Annotated in this window: 15 protein-coding genes and 1 riboswitch; of the genes, 1 reads left to right on the top strand and 14 read right to left on the bottom strand. The window is 34.6% G+C overall.

All coding sequences use genetic code 11. From position 1 onward, the window contains the following. Positions 1 to 30: 30 nt before the first annotated feature. From M2098_RS05690 to M2098_RS05655, 8 genes are all read right to left on the bottom strand, one after another. The gene (locus M2098_RS05690) at positions 31 to 2,565 is read right to left on the bottom strand and encodes a hypothetical protein (RefSeq protein WP_280682363.1); all 2,535 of its coding nucleotides are present in this window, start codon (positions 2,563 to 2,565) and stop codon (positions 31 to 33) included. 60 nt (positions 2,566 to 2,625) lie between these two features. Further along, positions 2,626 to 3,603, bottom strand: coding sequence for an AraC family transcriptional regulator (locus M2098_RS05685; RefSeq protein WP_280682365.1), 978 nt, complete (start codon positions 3,601 to 3,603; stop codon positions 2,626 to 2,628). Between the two features lie 84 nt (positions 3,604 to 3,687). After that, a complete protein-coding gene (locus M2098_RS05680; protein ID WP_280682367.1) occupies positions 3,688 to 5,049 on the bottom strand; it encodes a PTS transporter subunit EIIC in 1,362 nt (453 codons plus the stop codon). 166 nt (positions 5,050 to 5,215) lie between these two features. Continuing rightward, the gene (phoU, locus tag M2098_RS05675; RefSeq protein ID WP_280682369.1) at positions 5,216 to 5,866 is read right to left on the bottom strand and encodes a phosphate signaling complex protein PhoU; all 651 of its coding nucleotides are present in this window, start codon (positions 5,864 to 5,866) and stop codon (positions 5,216 to 5,218) included. Between the two features lie 12 nt (positions 5,867 to 5,878). After that, positions 5,879 to 6,637 carry a phosphate ABC transporter ATP-binding protein PstB gene (gene pstB / locus M2098_RS05670; protein ID WP_134168964.1) on the bottom strand — a complete coding sequence of 253 codons (759 nt, stop codon included), beginning with the start codon at positions 6,635 to 6,637 and terminating at the stop codon, positions 5,879 to 5,881. A gap of 1 nt (position 6,638) precedes the next feature. After that, positions 6,639 to 7,490, bottom strand: a complete 852-nt coding sequence (pstA, locus tag M2098_RS05665) for a phosphate ABC transporter permease PstA (RefSeq protein WP_280682372.1) — start codon at positions 7,488 to 7,490, stop codon at positions 6,639 to 6,641. Next, positions 7,487 to 8,380 (bottom strand): phosphate ABC transporter permease subunit PstC, encoded by an 894-nt coding sequence (gene pstC, locus M2098_RS05660; protein WP_134168968.1) that lies wholly within the window; start codon positions 8,378 to 8,380, stop codon positions 7,487 to 7,489. Before pstC ends, pstA begins: the two co-directional genes overlap by 4 nt. Positions 8,381 to 8,383: 3 nt before the next feature. After that, positions 8,384 to 9,193: a phosphate ABC transporter substrate-binding protein gene (locus M2098_RS05655; RefSeq protein ID WP_280682374.1), complete on the bottom strand. Its 810-nt coding sequence runs from the start codon at positions 9,191 to 9,193 to the stop codon at positions 8,384 to 8,386. Between the two features lie 141 nt (positions 9,194 to 9,334). Here M2098_RS05655 and M2098_RS05650 point away from each other — a divergent pair, with 141 nt between their 5' ends. Further along, a complete protein-coding gene (locus tag M2098_RS05650; protein ID WP_280682376.1) occupies positions 9,335 to 10,474 on the top strand; it encodes an Mbeg1-like protein in 1,140 nt (379 codons plus the stop codon). A 19-nt stretch (positions 10,475 to 10,493) separates the two neighbouring features. Here M2098_RS05650 and M2098_RS05645 read toward each other — a convergent pair whose 3' ends face one another. From M2098_RS05645 to mgtA, 6 genes are all read right to left on the bottom strand, one after another. Then, positions 10,494 to 11,714 carry an ATP-binding protein gene (locus tag M2098_RS05645; RefSeq protein WP_280682378.1) on the bottom strand — a complete coding sequence of 407 codons (1,221 nt, stop codon included), beginning with the start codon at positions 11,712 to 11,714 and terminating at the stop codon, positions 10,494 to 10,496. Beyond that, positions 11,711 to 12,376 carry a response regulator transcription factor gene (locus M2098_RS05640; RefSeq protein WP_280682380.1) on the bottom strand — a complete coding sequence of 222 codons (666 nt, stop codon included), beginning with the start codon at positions 12,374 to 12,376 and terminating at the stop codon, positions 11,711 to 11,713. The genes M2098_RS05645 and M2098_RS05640 overlap by 4 nt, the downstream gene beginning before the upstream one ends. Before the next feature lie 150 nt (positions 12,377 to 12,526). After that, positions 12,527 to 12,787 carry a hypothetical protein gene (locus M2098_RS05635; RefSeq protein ID WP_280682382.1) on the bottom strand — a complete coding sequence of 87 codons (261 nt, stop codon included), beginning with the start codon at positions 12,785 to 12,787 and terminating at the stop codon, positions 12,527 to 12,529. Between the two features lie 21 nt (positions 12,788 to 12,808). Continuing rightward, positions 12,809 to 13,009 carry a hypothetical protein gene (locus M2098_RS05630; RefSeq protein WP_280682384.1) on the bottom strand — a complete coding sequence of 67 codons (201 nt, stop codon included), beginning with the start codon at positions 13,007 to 13,009 and terminating at the stop codon, positions 12,809 to 12,811. Between the two features lie 22 nt (positions 13,010 to 13,031). Then, complete coding sequence (locus M2098_RS05625) at positions 13,032 to 13,667, bottom strand: TetR/AcrR family transcriptional regulator (protein WP_280682385.1); 636 nt, start codon at positions 13,665 to 13,667, stop codon at positions 13,032 to 13,034. Between the two features lie 137 nt (positions 13,668 to 13,804). Further along, a complete protein-coding gene (gene mgtA / locus M2098_RS05620; RefSeq protein WP_280682387.1) occupies positions 13,805 to 16,507 on the bottom strand; it encodes a magnesium-translocating P-type ATPase in 2,703 nt (900 codons plus the stop codon). Between the two features lie 161 nt (positions 16,508 to 16,668). Then, positions 16,669 to 16,828, bottom strand: a riboswitch (M-box (ykoK) riboswitch). Positions 16,829 to 16,900: the final 72 nt, after the last annotated feature.

The raw sequence follows: 16,900 nt of genomic DNA, 5'->3' as shown, positions 1-16,900 counted from the left end.
AGTTTTGGTGAACGTAACCTACTCCATGACTTATTTTTCAGTTTCTTTTACATAATAAAGACAAACATCGGATAAAATACCCAGTCCATTATGTGCTACATATTGTGATAAACCATCGTTTTGACTGTTTACTAACGTGTTTGTGATAAGCAGTTGCAACGTATTTGTTTGCTTGATTACATCTTTAGGAATTACAAATCGATATGGTGGTGCAATTTGTACACCACAAGAAGTACCATTGACAACTAATTCAACAACTTCATTTGCTTCTGCAATTTCAAGTATATGATCTTGTTTAACTAGTTGCACATCATATGTATACAACAAGTTTCCACTAAAGCGAGCAAATGCTTCACTATGTAAGGCATCTAGTGTTTGCACACGTTGGTATGAAGATTCATTATATGCTTTACATTCCAATGAAGATAGCATATCTAATGTTTGTATAAATGATCCTTTACTTGGTTTACATTTTGAAGCTGTCGTACTAACGAGTACCAACATTTCATATGGTTGTAATGTAAGTTGGAAAGTAACAGAAGTTTCATCATACTTTGCATCTAGCGTATATACTTCATTAGTGGATGCATCATAAATTGCCAGTTCTTGCGCAAAAGGTAGTTTGACTTGTGTATCAATTGTATGTGTCACACTTTCATTATTAAAAACAAACACATGACTATTTGCACGATGCATGTAATGTAGCATACTTAAATCTTTTTCTGGTGTTTCTGTATAAGCAAGTTTATCTTTTTCGAGTTCTTGAGCTAATTGATCCAACGTACATGTTTTCCCAATCGATTCCAATCCAGCAGGTGCTTGATGAATCCATATAATTTGCACTTCTTTTGCCAGTTTTTCTAATGCATTCATTAGTTTTTTAGGTAAATATGGGGCATACGGTACAACAAGTGTATGAAATCCATATTGTTCAATCCAATATTTTCCATCTTGCACAGTTGCATCAATAAGGTAATCTTCACTGATGATGTTGCAATCAATCTGATTTTGTTGGAGTGTTTTCGTTACTTTCTGCACAAACATTGTTTTTCCTTGCCATTCAGCAAAGGCATGATAGAGTACACCGATTTCACACTGCTGGTGTCCATCTTGTAGTAATTCACATAAGCGATTTGTGTATGTTGACCACTGCGTAAAGTAGGCAAACTGTGGATTGTTGCCGTGTGCATAGAAATGTGGTGGACAATCAAAATCCGGGAACTGTTTTGGACTGAATGCATGAGGTACAATCACATTTACTCCATGTACCAACATATGATTGGTAATCCATTTCATCATCCGTAAACCTTCAACCCAACCATATGCACCAAAGGCTTCACACATCAATCTGCCTTTTTTCTTTGGATCCAATTTTGCTGCAGATTGTCCTAACTTACAAAGTGCATAGTGATAAAATTCTCCATCACTTCCACCTGTTGAAAATGCAGTATGTGCATAATCCATTCCAGGAATCACTTGACCACCAATAATATCAATACCTGCATACGTTTGACCAACCAGGCTGCGAAAGTAATGTCCTGGTCCATACCCAAGACGTGCATGTGCATTATTATCTTCTATCACATGTCCAACATAATCTACATCATGTGCTGTACACCATGCACCAATGACTGCTGAAAAGTTTTTCGCATATAAATCACTTACGATATCCATATAGTAAAAACGAGCATCATTCGCTGCTTTACTAACTCCAGTAAATAAGAATACCTCACAAATGTTTGCTTGTTGAAGCTTTTCTTCAATTGTCATATTCCATGGAATAACCATATCTGTTTTTCCAATGATACAATTCGCTCCTTTTGCATTACCAAAACGTGGTTCATCTGAGAAAAAACCAACAATGGTTTGTCCAAACTCTTGCGAGAAATGCGACCAATGTTTCTCATATACTTCGTTTAGTAAAATTTGTGTTGCTTCTTTTCTTGTTGGATCCAAGTATTCACGTGTTCCTACTTCTTGCCCGCAATACGTTGTATATAGTACAAAGATACTGTAATGATCTGCATCTAATTGGATCTTTAATTTTCCATGTTCCACTTGTGCTGTAACATCTTGCAAGCTATCTTCAATAAATGCATCTTGGCCACTTGTGTCGTTTTTTGCAATATATACTTTATATAATGCATCATTTTGATGTTCTTTATCCATCATGAGTTGTCGAAATTCTGCATATGGTGCAATGGATAGTTCTCCTTGCAATACAGGTCCGCAAATATCATAACGACGGACTCGTAAATACTGCTTTTGTAGGTGTTTTGGTACTTGTCCATTTGCATATCCAGTTGGAAACTTTGCATCATCTAGAATCCAAAGTTTCATTTGACGCTTCTTTGCTTCTTTAATAATAAAGGCAAGATCTTCCCACCATTGATCTTGTAAGAACGCAGGATGCGGACGTGATTCAATACATAAATTGTGAATGCCACTTTCATAGATCTTTGTTATATAGTCAAGTAATATCTCGTGTGATTCTCCATGTTGCCAAAAAAATGGAAACAGATGATTTGCTTCTTGATGTTTTAATAATGTGTTAATTTTTTCCATAATTCACCTCTATCACTTCTATGATTCATTTCGTATCACACGACATCCATCAAGCAAACCTTATTTTATTTCCTTCTTATACGTTTCGCGATATACACTTGGTGTCATTTGATACTTCTTTTTGAATATCTTATAGAAGTATGTAATATTTTCGTAGCCGACTTCTTCCATAATATCGACAACAGGCAAAGTTGTGCTGATAAGTAGTTGTACAGCATTTTTTAAACGTTCTTCTTGAACTAGTTGAATAAATGTCGATTTTGTATATTTCTTAATGACTTTACATATCTTATAATCCGCAATTCCTAATTGTTTTGATAAAACAACGAGTGAACCTTCTTTATATTTCGTATGAACGTATTTAAGAATACGACTCATTAAGACTCTTTCACTACTTTCTGATTTATGGGTTTGAATATTTTCTGGATGATTCATCAATTCGGTTAATAGTAAACCAACCAATAGTTTTAGTGATACCCTTGCATTCATCTGTGGACGATACAGTTCGCTAATAATCAATTCGATATAATCTAGAGCAACTAGATTGTTGGATTCATGAAATACAAGAAATTCTTTTGTATCATCATAGGAATAAAGTGCCTGAAAAATAAAACGTACCACTTCATTATCCGTATCCACTATCGATGATAAAAACTCGAGAAACTCAGGTTGAATAATGAAATTAAAGATAATGTCATCTTCCCCAGTAAAGAGAATTTCATGTTCTACATTTTGATTTAATAAAATAAGTTCTCCTTGCTGGATGGTAATCTTTTTTCCACTAATTACATGTGTCATTGATCCACTATATACATACGACAATTCAATATAGTTATGTCGATGCATCGGATACTGTGCAAAACGTGCATGTTTACGCACAGAAAACAAACGATCCTCATCGTGTAATTTACGATAATCAATGACATTTGAATTTTCATGCATATAAATCGATTTATCAATTTTATGCTTCATATTCAAATTATCAATCTCTTCATCTGTGAATGTAATAAGCTCATCTAGTATCTCTTGTTTGATCATCGTGCACCTCATGCTTGTTACTCATAGTTTATCATAGATGCAAAAAGAAGATAAAGACGGACTATCTTTACCTTCAAAGTAATATTATGCCTCTCTATTTGCTAATACATAGGAAAGTACTGCTGAAACTGCAAATGCAATGAGTGCACATACAATAAATCCATAGAAACTAATATCAAGACCATCCGGATTAATCATTCCTGGAATTCTAAAGAATCCATCACCAACCATGGCATATAAACGTGCACCAAGTCCACCAAGAATTCCTCCTGCTAGACCTCCACCAATCCAAGCAGCCGCAAAACATTTTATTTGTGGTAAGGCAATTGTATAAATCGTTGGTTCGGTTACCCCACATAAACACGATGCCATCGCACCAAATCCAATGGATTTCTTTTCTGGATCTTTCATTTTTAATGCATATCCAAGTGATACACCTGCAAGTGCCCAAACAGTTAATCCTAAAATCGCATTGATTGGATCACTTCCCATCGTTACGATGTTATTGATTAACACTGGAATAAATGCTGCATGTAATCCAAGAAGCACCATTACTTGCCAGAATGCTCCAAATAAGATACCTCCAATAATTGGACTAAAATCAAACACCCCAACAACAAAATCAGATAATACACTTGATACAATATTCATAACTGGTCCAATTGCCAGCCAACTTAATGGTACTGTGATCATTAATACAAGTGTTGGCACTAACATAAGTTGTAACATTTGTGGAATAATTGATTTTGCAATACGCTCTATCCACGATGCAACATAGGATGCTAAGATAATTGGAAATAATGTACTAGAATAGGTTGCAGCTTCAATTGGTAAGCCTAAAAAGTTAAGTGCTTGTTCACCATTTACAGCAGCAACTAAATCTGGATATACAAGTGCTGCTCCAATTGCAGCCGTAACATATGGATTGCATCGAAATACTTTACCTGCAGAAAATCCAACGATAATTGGCATAAAGTATAGTACTGCATCAGATGCTGCATATAAGATAAGATACACTCCATCTGTTTTTGCAATTAGTTCAAATGTGACCGCTAGAGTTAATAATCCTTTGATAATTCCTCCTGCAATCATAGGTCCAATAATTGGCATGATACAACCAGAGATCATTTTAAAGAAACGATCAAATAATGAACCTTCATTATCTTTTGATGGTGCACTTTCTGGCGACACACCAATGATATTCTCTACTTCCTTAATTACTTCATTTACATGGGTTCCAATTATTACTTGATATTGACCACCTTTATTCATGACACCCTTTACACCAGGAATTGCTTTTACTTCTTCTTCATTTGGAATACTGTCATCTTTTAATACGAATCGCAAACGTGTCATGCAATTGGTAACGCTTTGAATGTTTTCTTTTTGGCCAACAGCAGCTACGACTTCTTGTGCAAGTTGGCTATAATTATTCTTTTTTGCCATATTCTACTCCTCTATCATCATCTTACTGTCATTTTGGTACCTTGACAACCACAGTATATCAAGAGTTTATATAGGCAAAAATATCTCATCTTGGTTTTTTGATTATCCTTTTTTGCAAAAAGAAAGATACAGTATTCATCATTAAACCGTATCTTTCCTCTTTAGATTATTCTTCTTTGTCAAAATCGTATTGAATTCCTTTACATAAGTAAACGATGTGTTCACAGATATTTACTGCATGATCACTGCTACGACCAATCGTGCGATACAGTGCAGATAAGTTAAATGCATCTTCTAAGTCGGCAACATTATTTTTAATCACAATCTTACGGAAATCTTGTAAGAGTGCTTCAAGTTCTTTATCTTGTGTTGGAATTTCATATGCCAAAGAAACATCTTTTTGTTTGTAAGCAATCATGATATCCTCTAACATTTTCACCAATCTTTGTTGGATGAAACTTGCTTCTTTTAATATTTTTAGTGTTGCTGGATTGTCTAAGTTCTTAATCACAAACTTTGCCATGCTTTTTGCATAATCGCCAATTCTTTCTAAATCGGAAGCAATCTTGATTGCGACGATCACACGACGTAAATCTGTCGCAATTGGACGCAACAAGACAATATCGGCAATTGCTTGTTCATTGATGTTTGTTTCATAGTTATTGATGATTTCATCATTGTGCATTACTTGTCGAGCAAGTGATTTTTCTGGATGTTCAAATAACACTTCACAGTTTTTATGTTGTTCGATAACTTGTCTTCCCATATGTCGAACACTGGTTTCAAGTTTTACTAGTTTACGATCTAATTTCAGCATAACATCCTCCTCTTACCCAAATCTTCCAGTAATGTATTCTTCTGTTTTCTTATTTTTTGGATTGGAGAAAATATTTAAAGTACTATCAAATTCTACAATTTCCCCCAATAAGAAGAACGCTGTATCATCACTGACTCTTGATGCCTGTTGCATCGAGTGTGTAACAATCAAAATCGTATAATCCTTTTTAAGGATATCAATCAGTTCTTCAATTTTTTGTGTTGCAATTGGATCTAGTGCACTCGTAGGTTCATCCATTAAGATGACTTCTGGTTTCATGGCAATTGCACGAGCAATACACAAACGTTGTTGCTGTCCACCAGACATGCCTAATGCATTTTTATTTAATCTATCTTTTACATCATCCCATAACGCTGCAGCTTTTAAGGAGCTTTCAACAATTTCATCTAGTATCTTCTTATCCTTTACACCCTGACAACGTGGCCCATAAGCAATATTGTCATAAATACTCATTGGAAACGGATTTGGTTTTTGGAATACCATTCCAACTTTTGTCCGTAAATCAATCGTATTTATTTTATCAGACAGTATATTTTTACCATCCATATTGATTTCACCAGTAATCTTTACCCCATCTACTAAATCGTTCATTCGATTCAATGTTCTTAGAAACGTTGACTTTCCACATCCAGAAGGACCGATGAGTGCAGTTACACGGTTTGCTTTTATGTTGATATTCAAATCCTTTAATGCTTGAAAATCACCATAATACAAATTTAAATGTTTTACCTCAAATTTAATATCTTCCATATTATCCTACTTTCTTCTGAATTCGTCTAGCAACCAATTTTACAATAAGATTCAATGCAACAATTACCAATATTAGAATGGTAGCCGTCGCAAATGCTTGCGCTCTTTGTTCATCACTGACACCTTCACTTGCTAGATAGTAAAGGTGGGTTGTTAGTGTTCTTGATGAAGAGAATATCCCTTCAGGCATATAGTACACCATACCAGCGGTTAGTAATAACGGTGCACTTTCACTAACGATTCGACCAATCGCTAAGATGATGGCACTAATAATTCCATTCAAACTTGTTGGTAAGATAACTTTAAAGATGGTTTGTACCTTACTTGCACCTAGTGCATAACTTGCTTCTCTAAGTTCATTTGGAATGGTTTTTAATGTTTCTTCAATCGTTTTAATCAAGACCGGTAGTATCATAATTGATAAGGTTAAAGATCCTGATAAAATGGAATATCCATTTGTGAATGGTTGTAAGATTGTCACAAACAAACTAAATCCAAAAAGTCCATAGACAATACTTGGAACACTGGCTAATCCATCAATGGCAAAACGAATAACTTCGGTAATCTTATTTGCTTTTGCATACTCATGTAAATAGAGTGCACTACATATCGATATTGGTGTCGCAATAAGTAAGGTTAGTCCAACCGTGTATAACGTTCCAACTAACATCGGTAAGATTCCACTATTTGGATCACTTGGACTAAAACTGTTTGTTAGAAAATCCCAACTTACATGCGACAGTCCTTTTTGTAAGACAAATACGATAATTACAACAAGTGAAATAATACTAATTGCACTTGCTAAAAAGATAAACAGGTATTGGATACCATCCATAATTGTTCGTTTTTTCATGAATGTGCCACCCCTTTTCGTTTTACTCTAAGTATGATGATATTGATCAAACATACAAAGATAAAAAGGACAACCCCGGTTGCAAACAGTGCAGCTTCATGGGTTCCACTAGCATATGCAAGTTCCATAATAATGTTACCTGTTAAAGTTCTTCCACCATTCAGATACGCTTCACTAATAGGAATAAGTTGTGGCATCATATTGGCATTTCCTGCTACTAGCATAACAGCCATGGTTTCTCCTAGTGCTCTTCCTAAACCTAGAAGAAACGATGTCAGGATTCCACTTTTTGCATATGGTATTTTGGTTTTCATAATCGTTTGCATCTTTGTTGCTCCTAGTGCAAGCGAGCCTTCATCAATTGTTTTCGGTACTGCTTTTAGTGCACTTGTCGATAATGATACAACCGTTGGTAATATCATTAGTGCCAAAATCAATGATGCCGTAAACAGTGTTGTTCCACTACGAATGTTAAATAGTTTTTGCACAAATGGAACCATTACAGTTAATCCAAAAAATCCATAGATCACACTTGGAATCGATGCGAGTATTTCTACTGCAAATAAAACAAAACTCGCAATTTTCTTAGGTGCGATTTCGCTAATAAAGATTGCTGTATATAAACCAACAGGTATTCCAATCAAACATGCAAGAATCGTTGTAAGAATACTTGCCACAACAAAGGATGCAATTCCAAATTGTTCAGTTGATGGAGACCATACATCCGATGTAATAAATTCAATAATATTTACTTCTTTAAATAATGGTAAGGCTTTTAATAAAGTGAAAATAAGAATGGCAGCTAAAGCAATTACGGAAATACACGTAAAAAAGAAAACAACGGTTTTAAAGATTGCATCGATTCTTAATTTTGAATGCATACGTTTCATTCGCTACTTCCTTTCCACAGGTATATAATTATGTGCTTCAATTAGTTTCTTTCCTTCTTCTGAGAAAATGAAATCAAATAATTCACTACCTTGTTTCTCTCCTTTTTTCTGTACAAGTAAGAAAGCACGTTGGATTTTATACGTTCCATCTTTTACACTTTCTTCACTTGGTAATACGCCATCAATTTCTAATACTTTTACATTATCCGATAAGGATCCTAGTGAAATGTATCCAATCCCATGTTCATTAACCGATACATCACTAATTATGGAACCTGTTGCATTTTGAATATCGGAATTACGAATCAATTCACTTGATGTAAATCCTACAATGCTTTCAAAGCCATCGCGTGTTCCACTACCTTCTTCTCGTGAGACGACAGCGATTTCTTTATCATCACCACCTACATTTTTCCAATTGGTAATTTTACCAGTATAAATATCTTTTAGTTGTTCCATCGTGATGGAATCCACTGGATTATCTTTATGTACAACTACGACAATTCCATCTAAGGCAATGATCGTTTGATCAAGTTGCTTTGCTTCTTCAGGTTTTAATTCTCTTGAAACCATACCTAGTTGAAAGGTTCCATCTTCCGTTCCTTTTATCCCTACACTGGAACCTCCACCTTGGATACTTACTAAAGCATCGTTTTTCTCATTGTATGTTTCTGCGATACTTTCCATAAGTGGTTGTATTGACGTTGAACCGCCAATAATCATGGATGTTATCCCTTCACTTGTACTTCTTCCACCACATCCGCTAATTACAAGAATGCAGCAAAGACTTAGTATTGTTCCTATCTTTTTCATCCAAACCTCCATCTTACATGTAAATTATAAGTAAGACATATGTTCTTATTGTTTACAAACTGTTAAGAAATGGTTAAAAAGTTTTGACATTTTGCTTTTTTATAGTTTGTATGTACAATGAAGATACAAAAAGGAGTAACTATGACAAACATAATGGATTATCTTGCTTGGCGTGGGGATCTAACTTTCCAACAAGATCCCTTCAATGAAATAGATGCACTAATACTTGCACGCTTATCGTATTTGCGTTTTGATCAAATGGTCGACTTTCAACTTGATAAAACAAAACCACTGGCGGATGTTGCAGCAATGTATTTTAAGGTGCCAGTAGATCCCAAATCACTAAGTCCAACTGAACTTGAAGATCAACCATTCTTACAAGCTTTGGCAAAAAGTATTCGCTTCAAAGATCTTTTACTATCTGGATATCGCAATCATATTGATCCTATACTAGAAAAACAGTTTGCTTGTATTACGATCCAATTAACTAAAGATATATACTATATTTCCTATCGTGGAACCGATAATACGCTTGTTGGTTGGAAAGAAGATTTCAATATGACGTACTTAACTATCATCCCCGCACAACAAGATGCACTTGCATATATTGAAGAAGTAAGTCAAATCTTACCTGGCAATTACTATCTTGGTGGACATTCTAAAGGTGGTAATCTAGCTATTTATGCAGGTATGTTTGCCAAAACAAAACTACAAAAGCAAATCCTTGGCATCTACAACTTTGATGGTCCTGGCTTTCAGAAAGATACCGCAACACTATTTGCGAAAAAGCCACTTAGTAAAAACGTATATACATATGTTCCACAAGGTTCGATTATTGGTATGCTGATGTATCGCTATCTTCCTTATACGGTTGTTAGTAGTACAGAAAAAGGGATCAACCAACACGATGTCTATAGTTGGCAAATTCTTGGAAAACAGTTCGTATATGAAAATTCACGCACTGAAGATAGTCATTTTATTGATCGCACCATTAAGACATGGATGGATCAAATTCAACCTGATGATCGCAAGAAATTCATCGATTCGATGTTTGAACTTTTTGCTAGTGTGGGTACAGATACCGTTCATGAAATGGGTGAATCTTGGTTTAAATCATTAGGTAGTATGCTAGATGCATATTCCCACCTGGATAAAGAAACACGCAAAGATATGGGAGATGTTACTTCACTCTTGATGAGTACCATCTCTAAAAATATGAAGGATGTCCATCCATTAGATAAACTTCGCTTGAAAGTAAAAAATACCAAGCCTACAGAATAATCCTGTATGGCTTGGTATTTTAGTTTTTAATCCAAATTTGGAATGACGAACCTTTATCTACTTCACTTTCAATCACAAGTTGTGCATTATGGGCATCAAGTACAGACTTTACAATCGATAATCCTAACCCACTACCACCAGAAACACGAGAGCGTGCCTTATCCGTACGATAGAATCGTTCAAAGATGCGTTCTTGGTCTTCTTTTGAAATTCCTCGACCTTCATCTTTTACTTCAATTACATATGAATCCCCACGATATAGTGTAGATACTGTAATAGCTCCATGATCACTATAGCTAATTGCATTGGATATTAAGTTATTGATAACGATTTGCATTTGTCCAGGATCCACAAAGATTGGTTCTTTGTTTTCATAATTCGTTTGAATTTGTAATCCTTTTTTATTTGCTTTATACGATAAACTAGCAATACTTGCATCAATGATTTGTGTTACATCGCAAGATTCACGTTTCATAACAAGTTGTTCACTAGATAATCTTGATAACTGCAATAAATCATATACGATTCGTTCTAGCCGACTATTTTCATATTCGATTTGTTCAAGGAAGTCTTTTCGTACTTCTTCATCATTAAATCCTTCTCGATTTAAAATTTCAACCATTCCTTTAATCGCACTTATTGGTGTTTTTAATTCATGTGATGCATCTGCTATAAACTGTTTTTGCAGTACTTCTTGACGTTTAATTTTTGTAATATCTTGAAATACGATTACACAACCGCTAAACTGATTATTTTTAAATAATGGTTCACTGTATGCTTCGTATTCTTTTTCATGCACGACAATCGTTTTTCGAATTTCTCGTTCAAATAATGTCGCATCAAAAATGAAACGATATACAGGACGTTCAAAATCATTATGTACATATGTAAGTCGTCGTTGTTCTTTCGACTGACGAAACTCTGCAAAACTATCATTGAATAAAAGCACTTCCCCATTACGATCCAATAAGATTAACGGCATCGGTAAATTGGAAATTAATGTAGCAAGTTGTTCTTGTCGAATATCCGCTTGAAATGTCACGTTTTGAATTTTTGTATGTAAACGTGCATTTTCTGCTTTCTCAATACTTTCGCGTTCTTGTGCTTCTTGATAGGAAAAGTATCCTGCTGTTACACCTAATAGAATAATGACCAAAAAGCTTGGCAGGTTGAACATATAAACACCAATCAAACCAAAGAAACAAAGTAAAAGAACTTTTTGATAGCGTTCTTTAATCATTCTTTTGCCTCAAGTATATACCCAACTCCACGGGAAGAACGAATTTCCACAGGAGCATCTTTTAGTTTTGAGCGCAGTTTGAAAGTATGCACATCCACAATTCGCGTATCTCCATCATAATCAAATCCCCAAATATCATTTAAGATTTGGTCACGCGATACAACGATATTTGCATTGCGGATAAAGTACGTAAGTAAATCGTATTCTTTCTTTGTTAGTTGTAATAAATTATCTTGCAAATACACTTTCCGTTTATTTTCATCAACACGTAAACCTGAGAATGTTTGTTCCTGCTTTGTGTTGTTTCGTTTTAGATGGGACTGTACACGCGCAAGTAATACACGTGGTGAAAATGGTTTGGTAATATAATCATCGACTCCAGCTTCAAATGCTTCTAGGATGTTAGATTCCTCATCTTTTGCCGTAAGCATAATCATTACACCATCAAGCCCCTTTTCACGAAATTTTCTAACTAAATCAATTCCCTCAATTTTAGGAATCATCCAATCAATTAAAAATACATCGTATGCTTGACTATAGGCTTTTTCTAAAGCAACTTGTCCATCACTTGCTTCATCAACTGCAAAACCAGCAACCTTTAAATCATAGGCAATTAGTTTACGAATATTTGTTTCATCTTCAATCAATAGTATTTTTTTCATGGTCCATCCTCGTTTGTATTAATCATAGAACAAATGTTCACAATTGAAAAGATATGTTAACTAAAAAAGAAAAAAGTTAACACAATCTTCATCTAGAATCCATCATTCCTAAACAAAAAGGGCACTTGCCCTTGTCGTTTTACATATTATTTATTTCATAAATGGAATTTTCTTGCGAATTCCTCCTCTAACTACACCAACAAGAACTTGTAGAATGTTTGCTACATCATCATGTGCATAACCAGTTTTATTTGCTATCCAACTTACCATATTGGCATCAACTTCTGGTTTGAATGGTCGCTTAATTTCTTTAGTGCAATATTCTTCATATGCATCTGCAATCTTTGTACAGATTTCTTTATCTTTACCTGTTTGTTTCATTACTTCATCAATTACATTTGTGTAGTTCATTTTATTTACCCTCTACTTCCCTTAAAATCCAATCCATTCAAAGATATTTGTCTCTTTTTCATCTTTGAAATCAAATGTGTCTTTATCATCATCCGTCTCTTTAAAATTTGTTTCTACGTACTTTTGAATTGCTGGTTTATCTAAATTTCTTTCCACTACTTGTGATACTAACCCAATTCCTACTAACATGACACATGCCACAACTAACTTATTTCTTTTCATATACATTTCCTCCTCGTCTTTTCTAGGCCTTTATATGTTTGCTTATTGTTTCTGTAACTTTTGTTTTACTATTTTTCTTCTCATTAACTACAAGCATCTGAAAGATTGCATTTACAACACTTTCTATTTGTATTTCAATTGTAGATCCTTGAATGTGACTCAAATCAAATAGTGTTTGAATTCCTGCAATTAGAAATTGAATATCTTCTAATGGTTGCTTAGATATAAACTCTCCATTTGCATTTCCTTCTTCAATAATTTGTGCATAGATTGGACAAATTACTTCAATAGTTCTTTGCAATGTTCTTTGTTTCATCAGTGCATTGTTTGCTTCATAAAGTTGTTCAATCATTACTTTCTTATTGTCTGTTTTTGGTTTACTGAAGATACATTGCAGCAATTTATCCATTGCACCTAGCTCTTGTTTATCCATAATGGTTGTTGCCGTTTGTAAGTCTTCATCAATAAATCGCATAATTACTGCATCCATAACTTCTTCTTTTGATTGGAAATAATAATAGAAGGTTCCTTTTGCAATTCCAACTTCTTTTAGAATGGCATTTACCGTTGTATCTTCATATCCCTTACTTGTGAATAGTGCTTCAGCAGTATCAAGTATTTCATTTCGTTTGATATCGAATTCTTGTGTGTTTGACATGTCCTTCTCCTTTGTCGACCGCCGGTCTATATACATATAGTAATCGACCAACGGTCGAATGTCAACAATTTCTTTACACTTTTTTTATTTTTTATTCTTTGATTCTTTTTTGACGTTAAAAAAAGGGCCTTTCGCCCTTAGAGTAATTCTCCATATTTTCTGATATAAATCTTTTTCATAATGCTTACACCAACAAAGTATAAGAACATTAAACCAAACATCCATGCAAAGTAAATAACTGGTAATCCAGTCAATTCAAAGTAACTTGCAAGTGGTGTGTATGGCAGTGCAATAATGAATAGTACAGAAATCGTTGTTAAAGACATAAGTACTGCCGATGGTCGTGATTGAATAAATGGTATTTTACTTGTACGCATCAACCAAATCACAAAGGTTTGTGTACACATAGATTCAATTAACCAACCAGTTTGGAATACAGCAACATATAGAAGTTGCATTGATGGATCACTTATTTGATGATACATCAATCCATTACATACCATTGGACAAATCACAAAGTACAGTAATAGATAGGTAAGAATATCAAAGATGGAACTAATCGGTCCAAAGTATTTCATAAAACTAGAAATGCCATCTGCTTGCCAACGTCTTGGTTTCAATAAGTATTCTGGATCCATGTGATCCCATGGAATTGCTGTACATGATAAATCATACACCAAATTAAGTAAGATTAACTGTACTGGATCCATCGGTAGAAATGGTAAGAAGGCACTTGCTATTAATACAGAGAACATATTTCCAAAATTAGAGCTCGCTGTAATTTTGACATATTTCATCATATTTCCATAGGTCTTTCTACCTTCAAGAATCCCTTTTTCTAATACCATTAAATCCTTTTCTAATAAAATGATATCTGCACTTTCTTTTGCAATATCTACTGCTGTATCTACAGAAATTCCAATATCTGCTTGATTCATTGCAAGTGCATCATTGATACCATCTCCCATAAAGCCAACTGCATGTCCTTTTTCTTTCATAAGCCGAACTAGACGTGATTTTTGTTGGGGAGATAGTTTTGCATAGATATCAACCGTATCCACTTTCTCCTTAATTTGTTCATCACTCATTTTTTCTAAATCACTTCCAAGCAAAATATCTTGTACATCCATACCTACTTGTTTACAGATTGCTTGTGTTACTACATCATTATCACCAGTTAAGACTTTTACATTCACTCCGTAATAATGTAAGGCTTCAATAGCAGCTTTCGTTGTTGGTTTTGGTGGATCAAGAAATGCTAAATAGCCAATCAGTACCATATCTTGTTCATCCTGTACACCAAAGGCATCAACGTCTTTTGGATTTGTTTTTTGTGCAACTGCAATTACACGCATTCCTTCTTTGTTAAGTCGATCTACTACTTGAACAACACGATCTTTCATGTCTTCACGTAATCTCGTGACTTGTCCATCTAGTTCAACATATGTACAAATATGTAATATCTCTTCTACTGCACCTTTTGTGATCAATTGTACTTTTCCTTGATGATCTTTTACGACAACACTCATTCGTCTTCGATTAAAATCAAATGGAATTTCATCAACTTTTTCATAGCGATCGACAATATCTTCAAACATTTCTTTTTCTTGTGTTTTATTAATAATCGCGATATCGATAAAGTTCTTTAGCCCTGTTTGATAGTAACTATTTAAAAATCCATGACGTAACACACGATCATCTTCATTTCCATTAACATCTAAGTTATATTGCAATACAACTTTATCCTGGGTAATTGTTCCTGTTTTGTCTGTACAAAGAATATCCATTGCACCAAAGTTTTGAATTGAATTTACGTTCTTAACAATTACCTTTTGTTTGGACATTTGATATGAACCTTTTGCTAAACAGGTTGTAGTAATCATTGGCAGCATTTCTGGAGTTAAACCTACTGCAATGGAAATCGCAAACATTAATGCATGAACAAAGTCACCTTTGCTAAATCCATTAATAAAGAAAACAATCGGTACCATGATAAGCATGAAACGAATAAGTATCCATGATACATGGTTCATTCCTTTTTCAAAACTTGTTTCTTCTTTTTCTTGTATTTCCTGGGAAATAGAACCAATGAGTGTCTCATCACCTACTGCTACTACGACACCAATAGCAGACCCTGATACGACATCACTTCCCATAAATACGAGGTTCTCATATTCAATGGTTGGTTTATCATCTTGTTCATGATCAGCAAACTTTTCAACTGGAGCACTTTCACCAGTTAAACTACTTTGTTGAATAAATAAGTCTTTGGTTTGAAATAGACGCATATCTGCTGGAATCATATCGCCAGCTGCTAAATACACAATATCACCAACAACAATTTCATTAATTGGCACTTCTGTTGCAGCTTTTCCTTTACGCTTAACTCGCGTTGTATTCTCAATCATTTCATTGAGTTTTTCTGCTGCTTTACTACTACGACTTTCTTGGATAAATCGTAACAAGCCACTACTAATTACCATAATGGAAACAATAATGATAGTTGTCCAGTCCTGTTTTTTATCTGGCATTAACACAACATCTGTGAAATACGAGATCACAACTAAAATAATCAAAATCAAACTAAATGGATTGATAAATGCATCAAACAAGCGTTTCCATACACTATCGGGTTGTTTACTAGTCAGTACATTTTCTCCAAACATTTCCATTTGTTCTTCTACATGTGTTTCATCAAATCCATCCATACCACTATCAAGCATATCTAACAAATTCATAATAGGTAATTTTGCTGCTTGTTTAAGTCTTGCTTTTAAAGTCTTTGCTTTTTTTACTTCTGCTTTTTTTGCTTCTTCTTTATGTTTTTTAAATACAGTCATCTACTTACCTCCCTTGGGATGGTTACAACAAGTAACTGTAATCGTCACATGCTATACCATGCCATATATCTTGTATTTGCCTCTGCTTTGGTCCTTCGTCCATGTGACTCACTCCTTTCAAACATAGAAAAAGCCGCTCTCAAAAGAAAACGGCATTAAAAAACTATGACATTTCCGTTTGAGCTTTAGCTTTGTAGGGCGATGAAATTGCATTAAGTATGACCTTGAATCGATCATACCTGCTAACCTGCGCATAGTGTCTCCACTATTTTGCGGCAGCAACCCGTATCCCTACAGTAACCTTACTTACCGGTTTTTCTAGAGACATCATAACGCGAAATGCCAAAATGTACAACATTTATCCACGAAATCTTCACTTTCCGCTTATGGTAG

It is taken from the genome of Breznakia sp. PFB1-19, assembly GCF_029893935.1.
In the GTDB taxonomy this organism is placed as follows: Bacteria; Bacillota_I; Bacilli_A; order Erysipelotrichales; family Erysipelotrichaceae; genus Breznakia; species Breznakia blatticola.
This window is presented reverse-complemented; position numbering and strand designations above follow the sequence as displayed.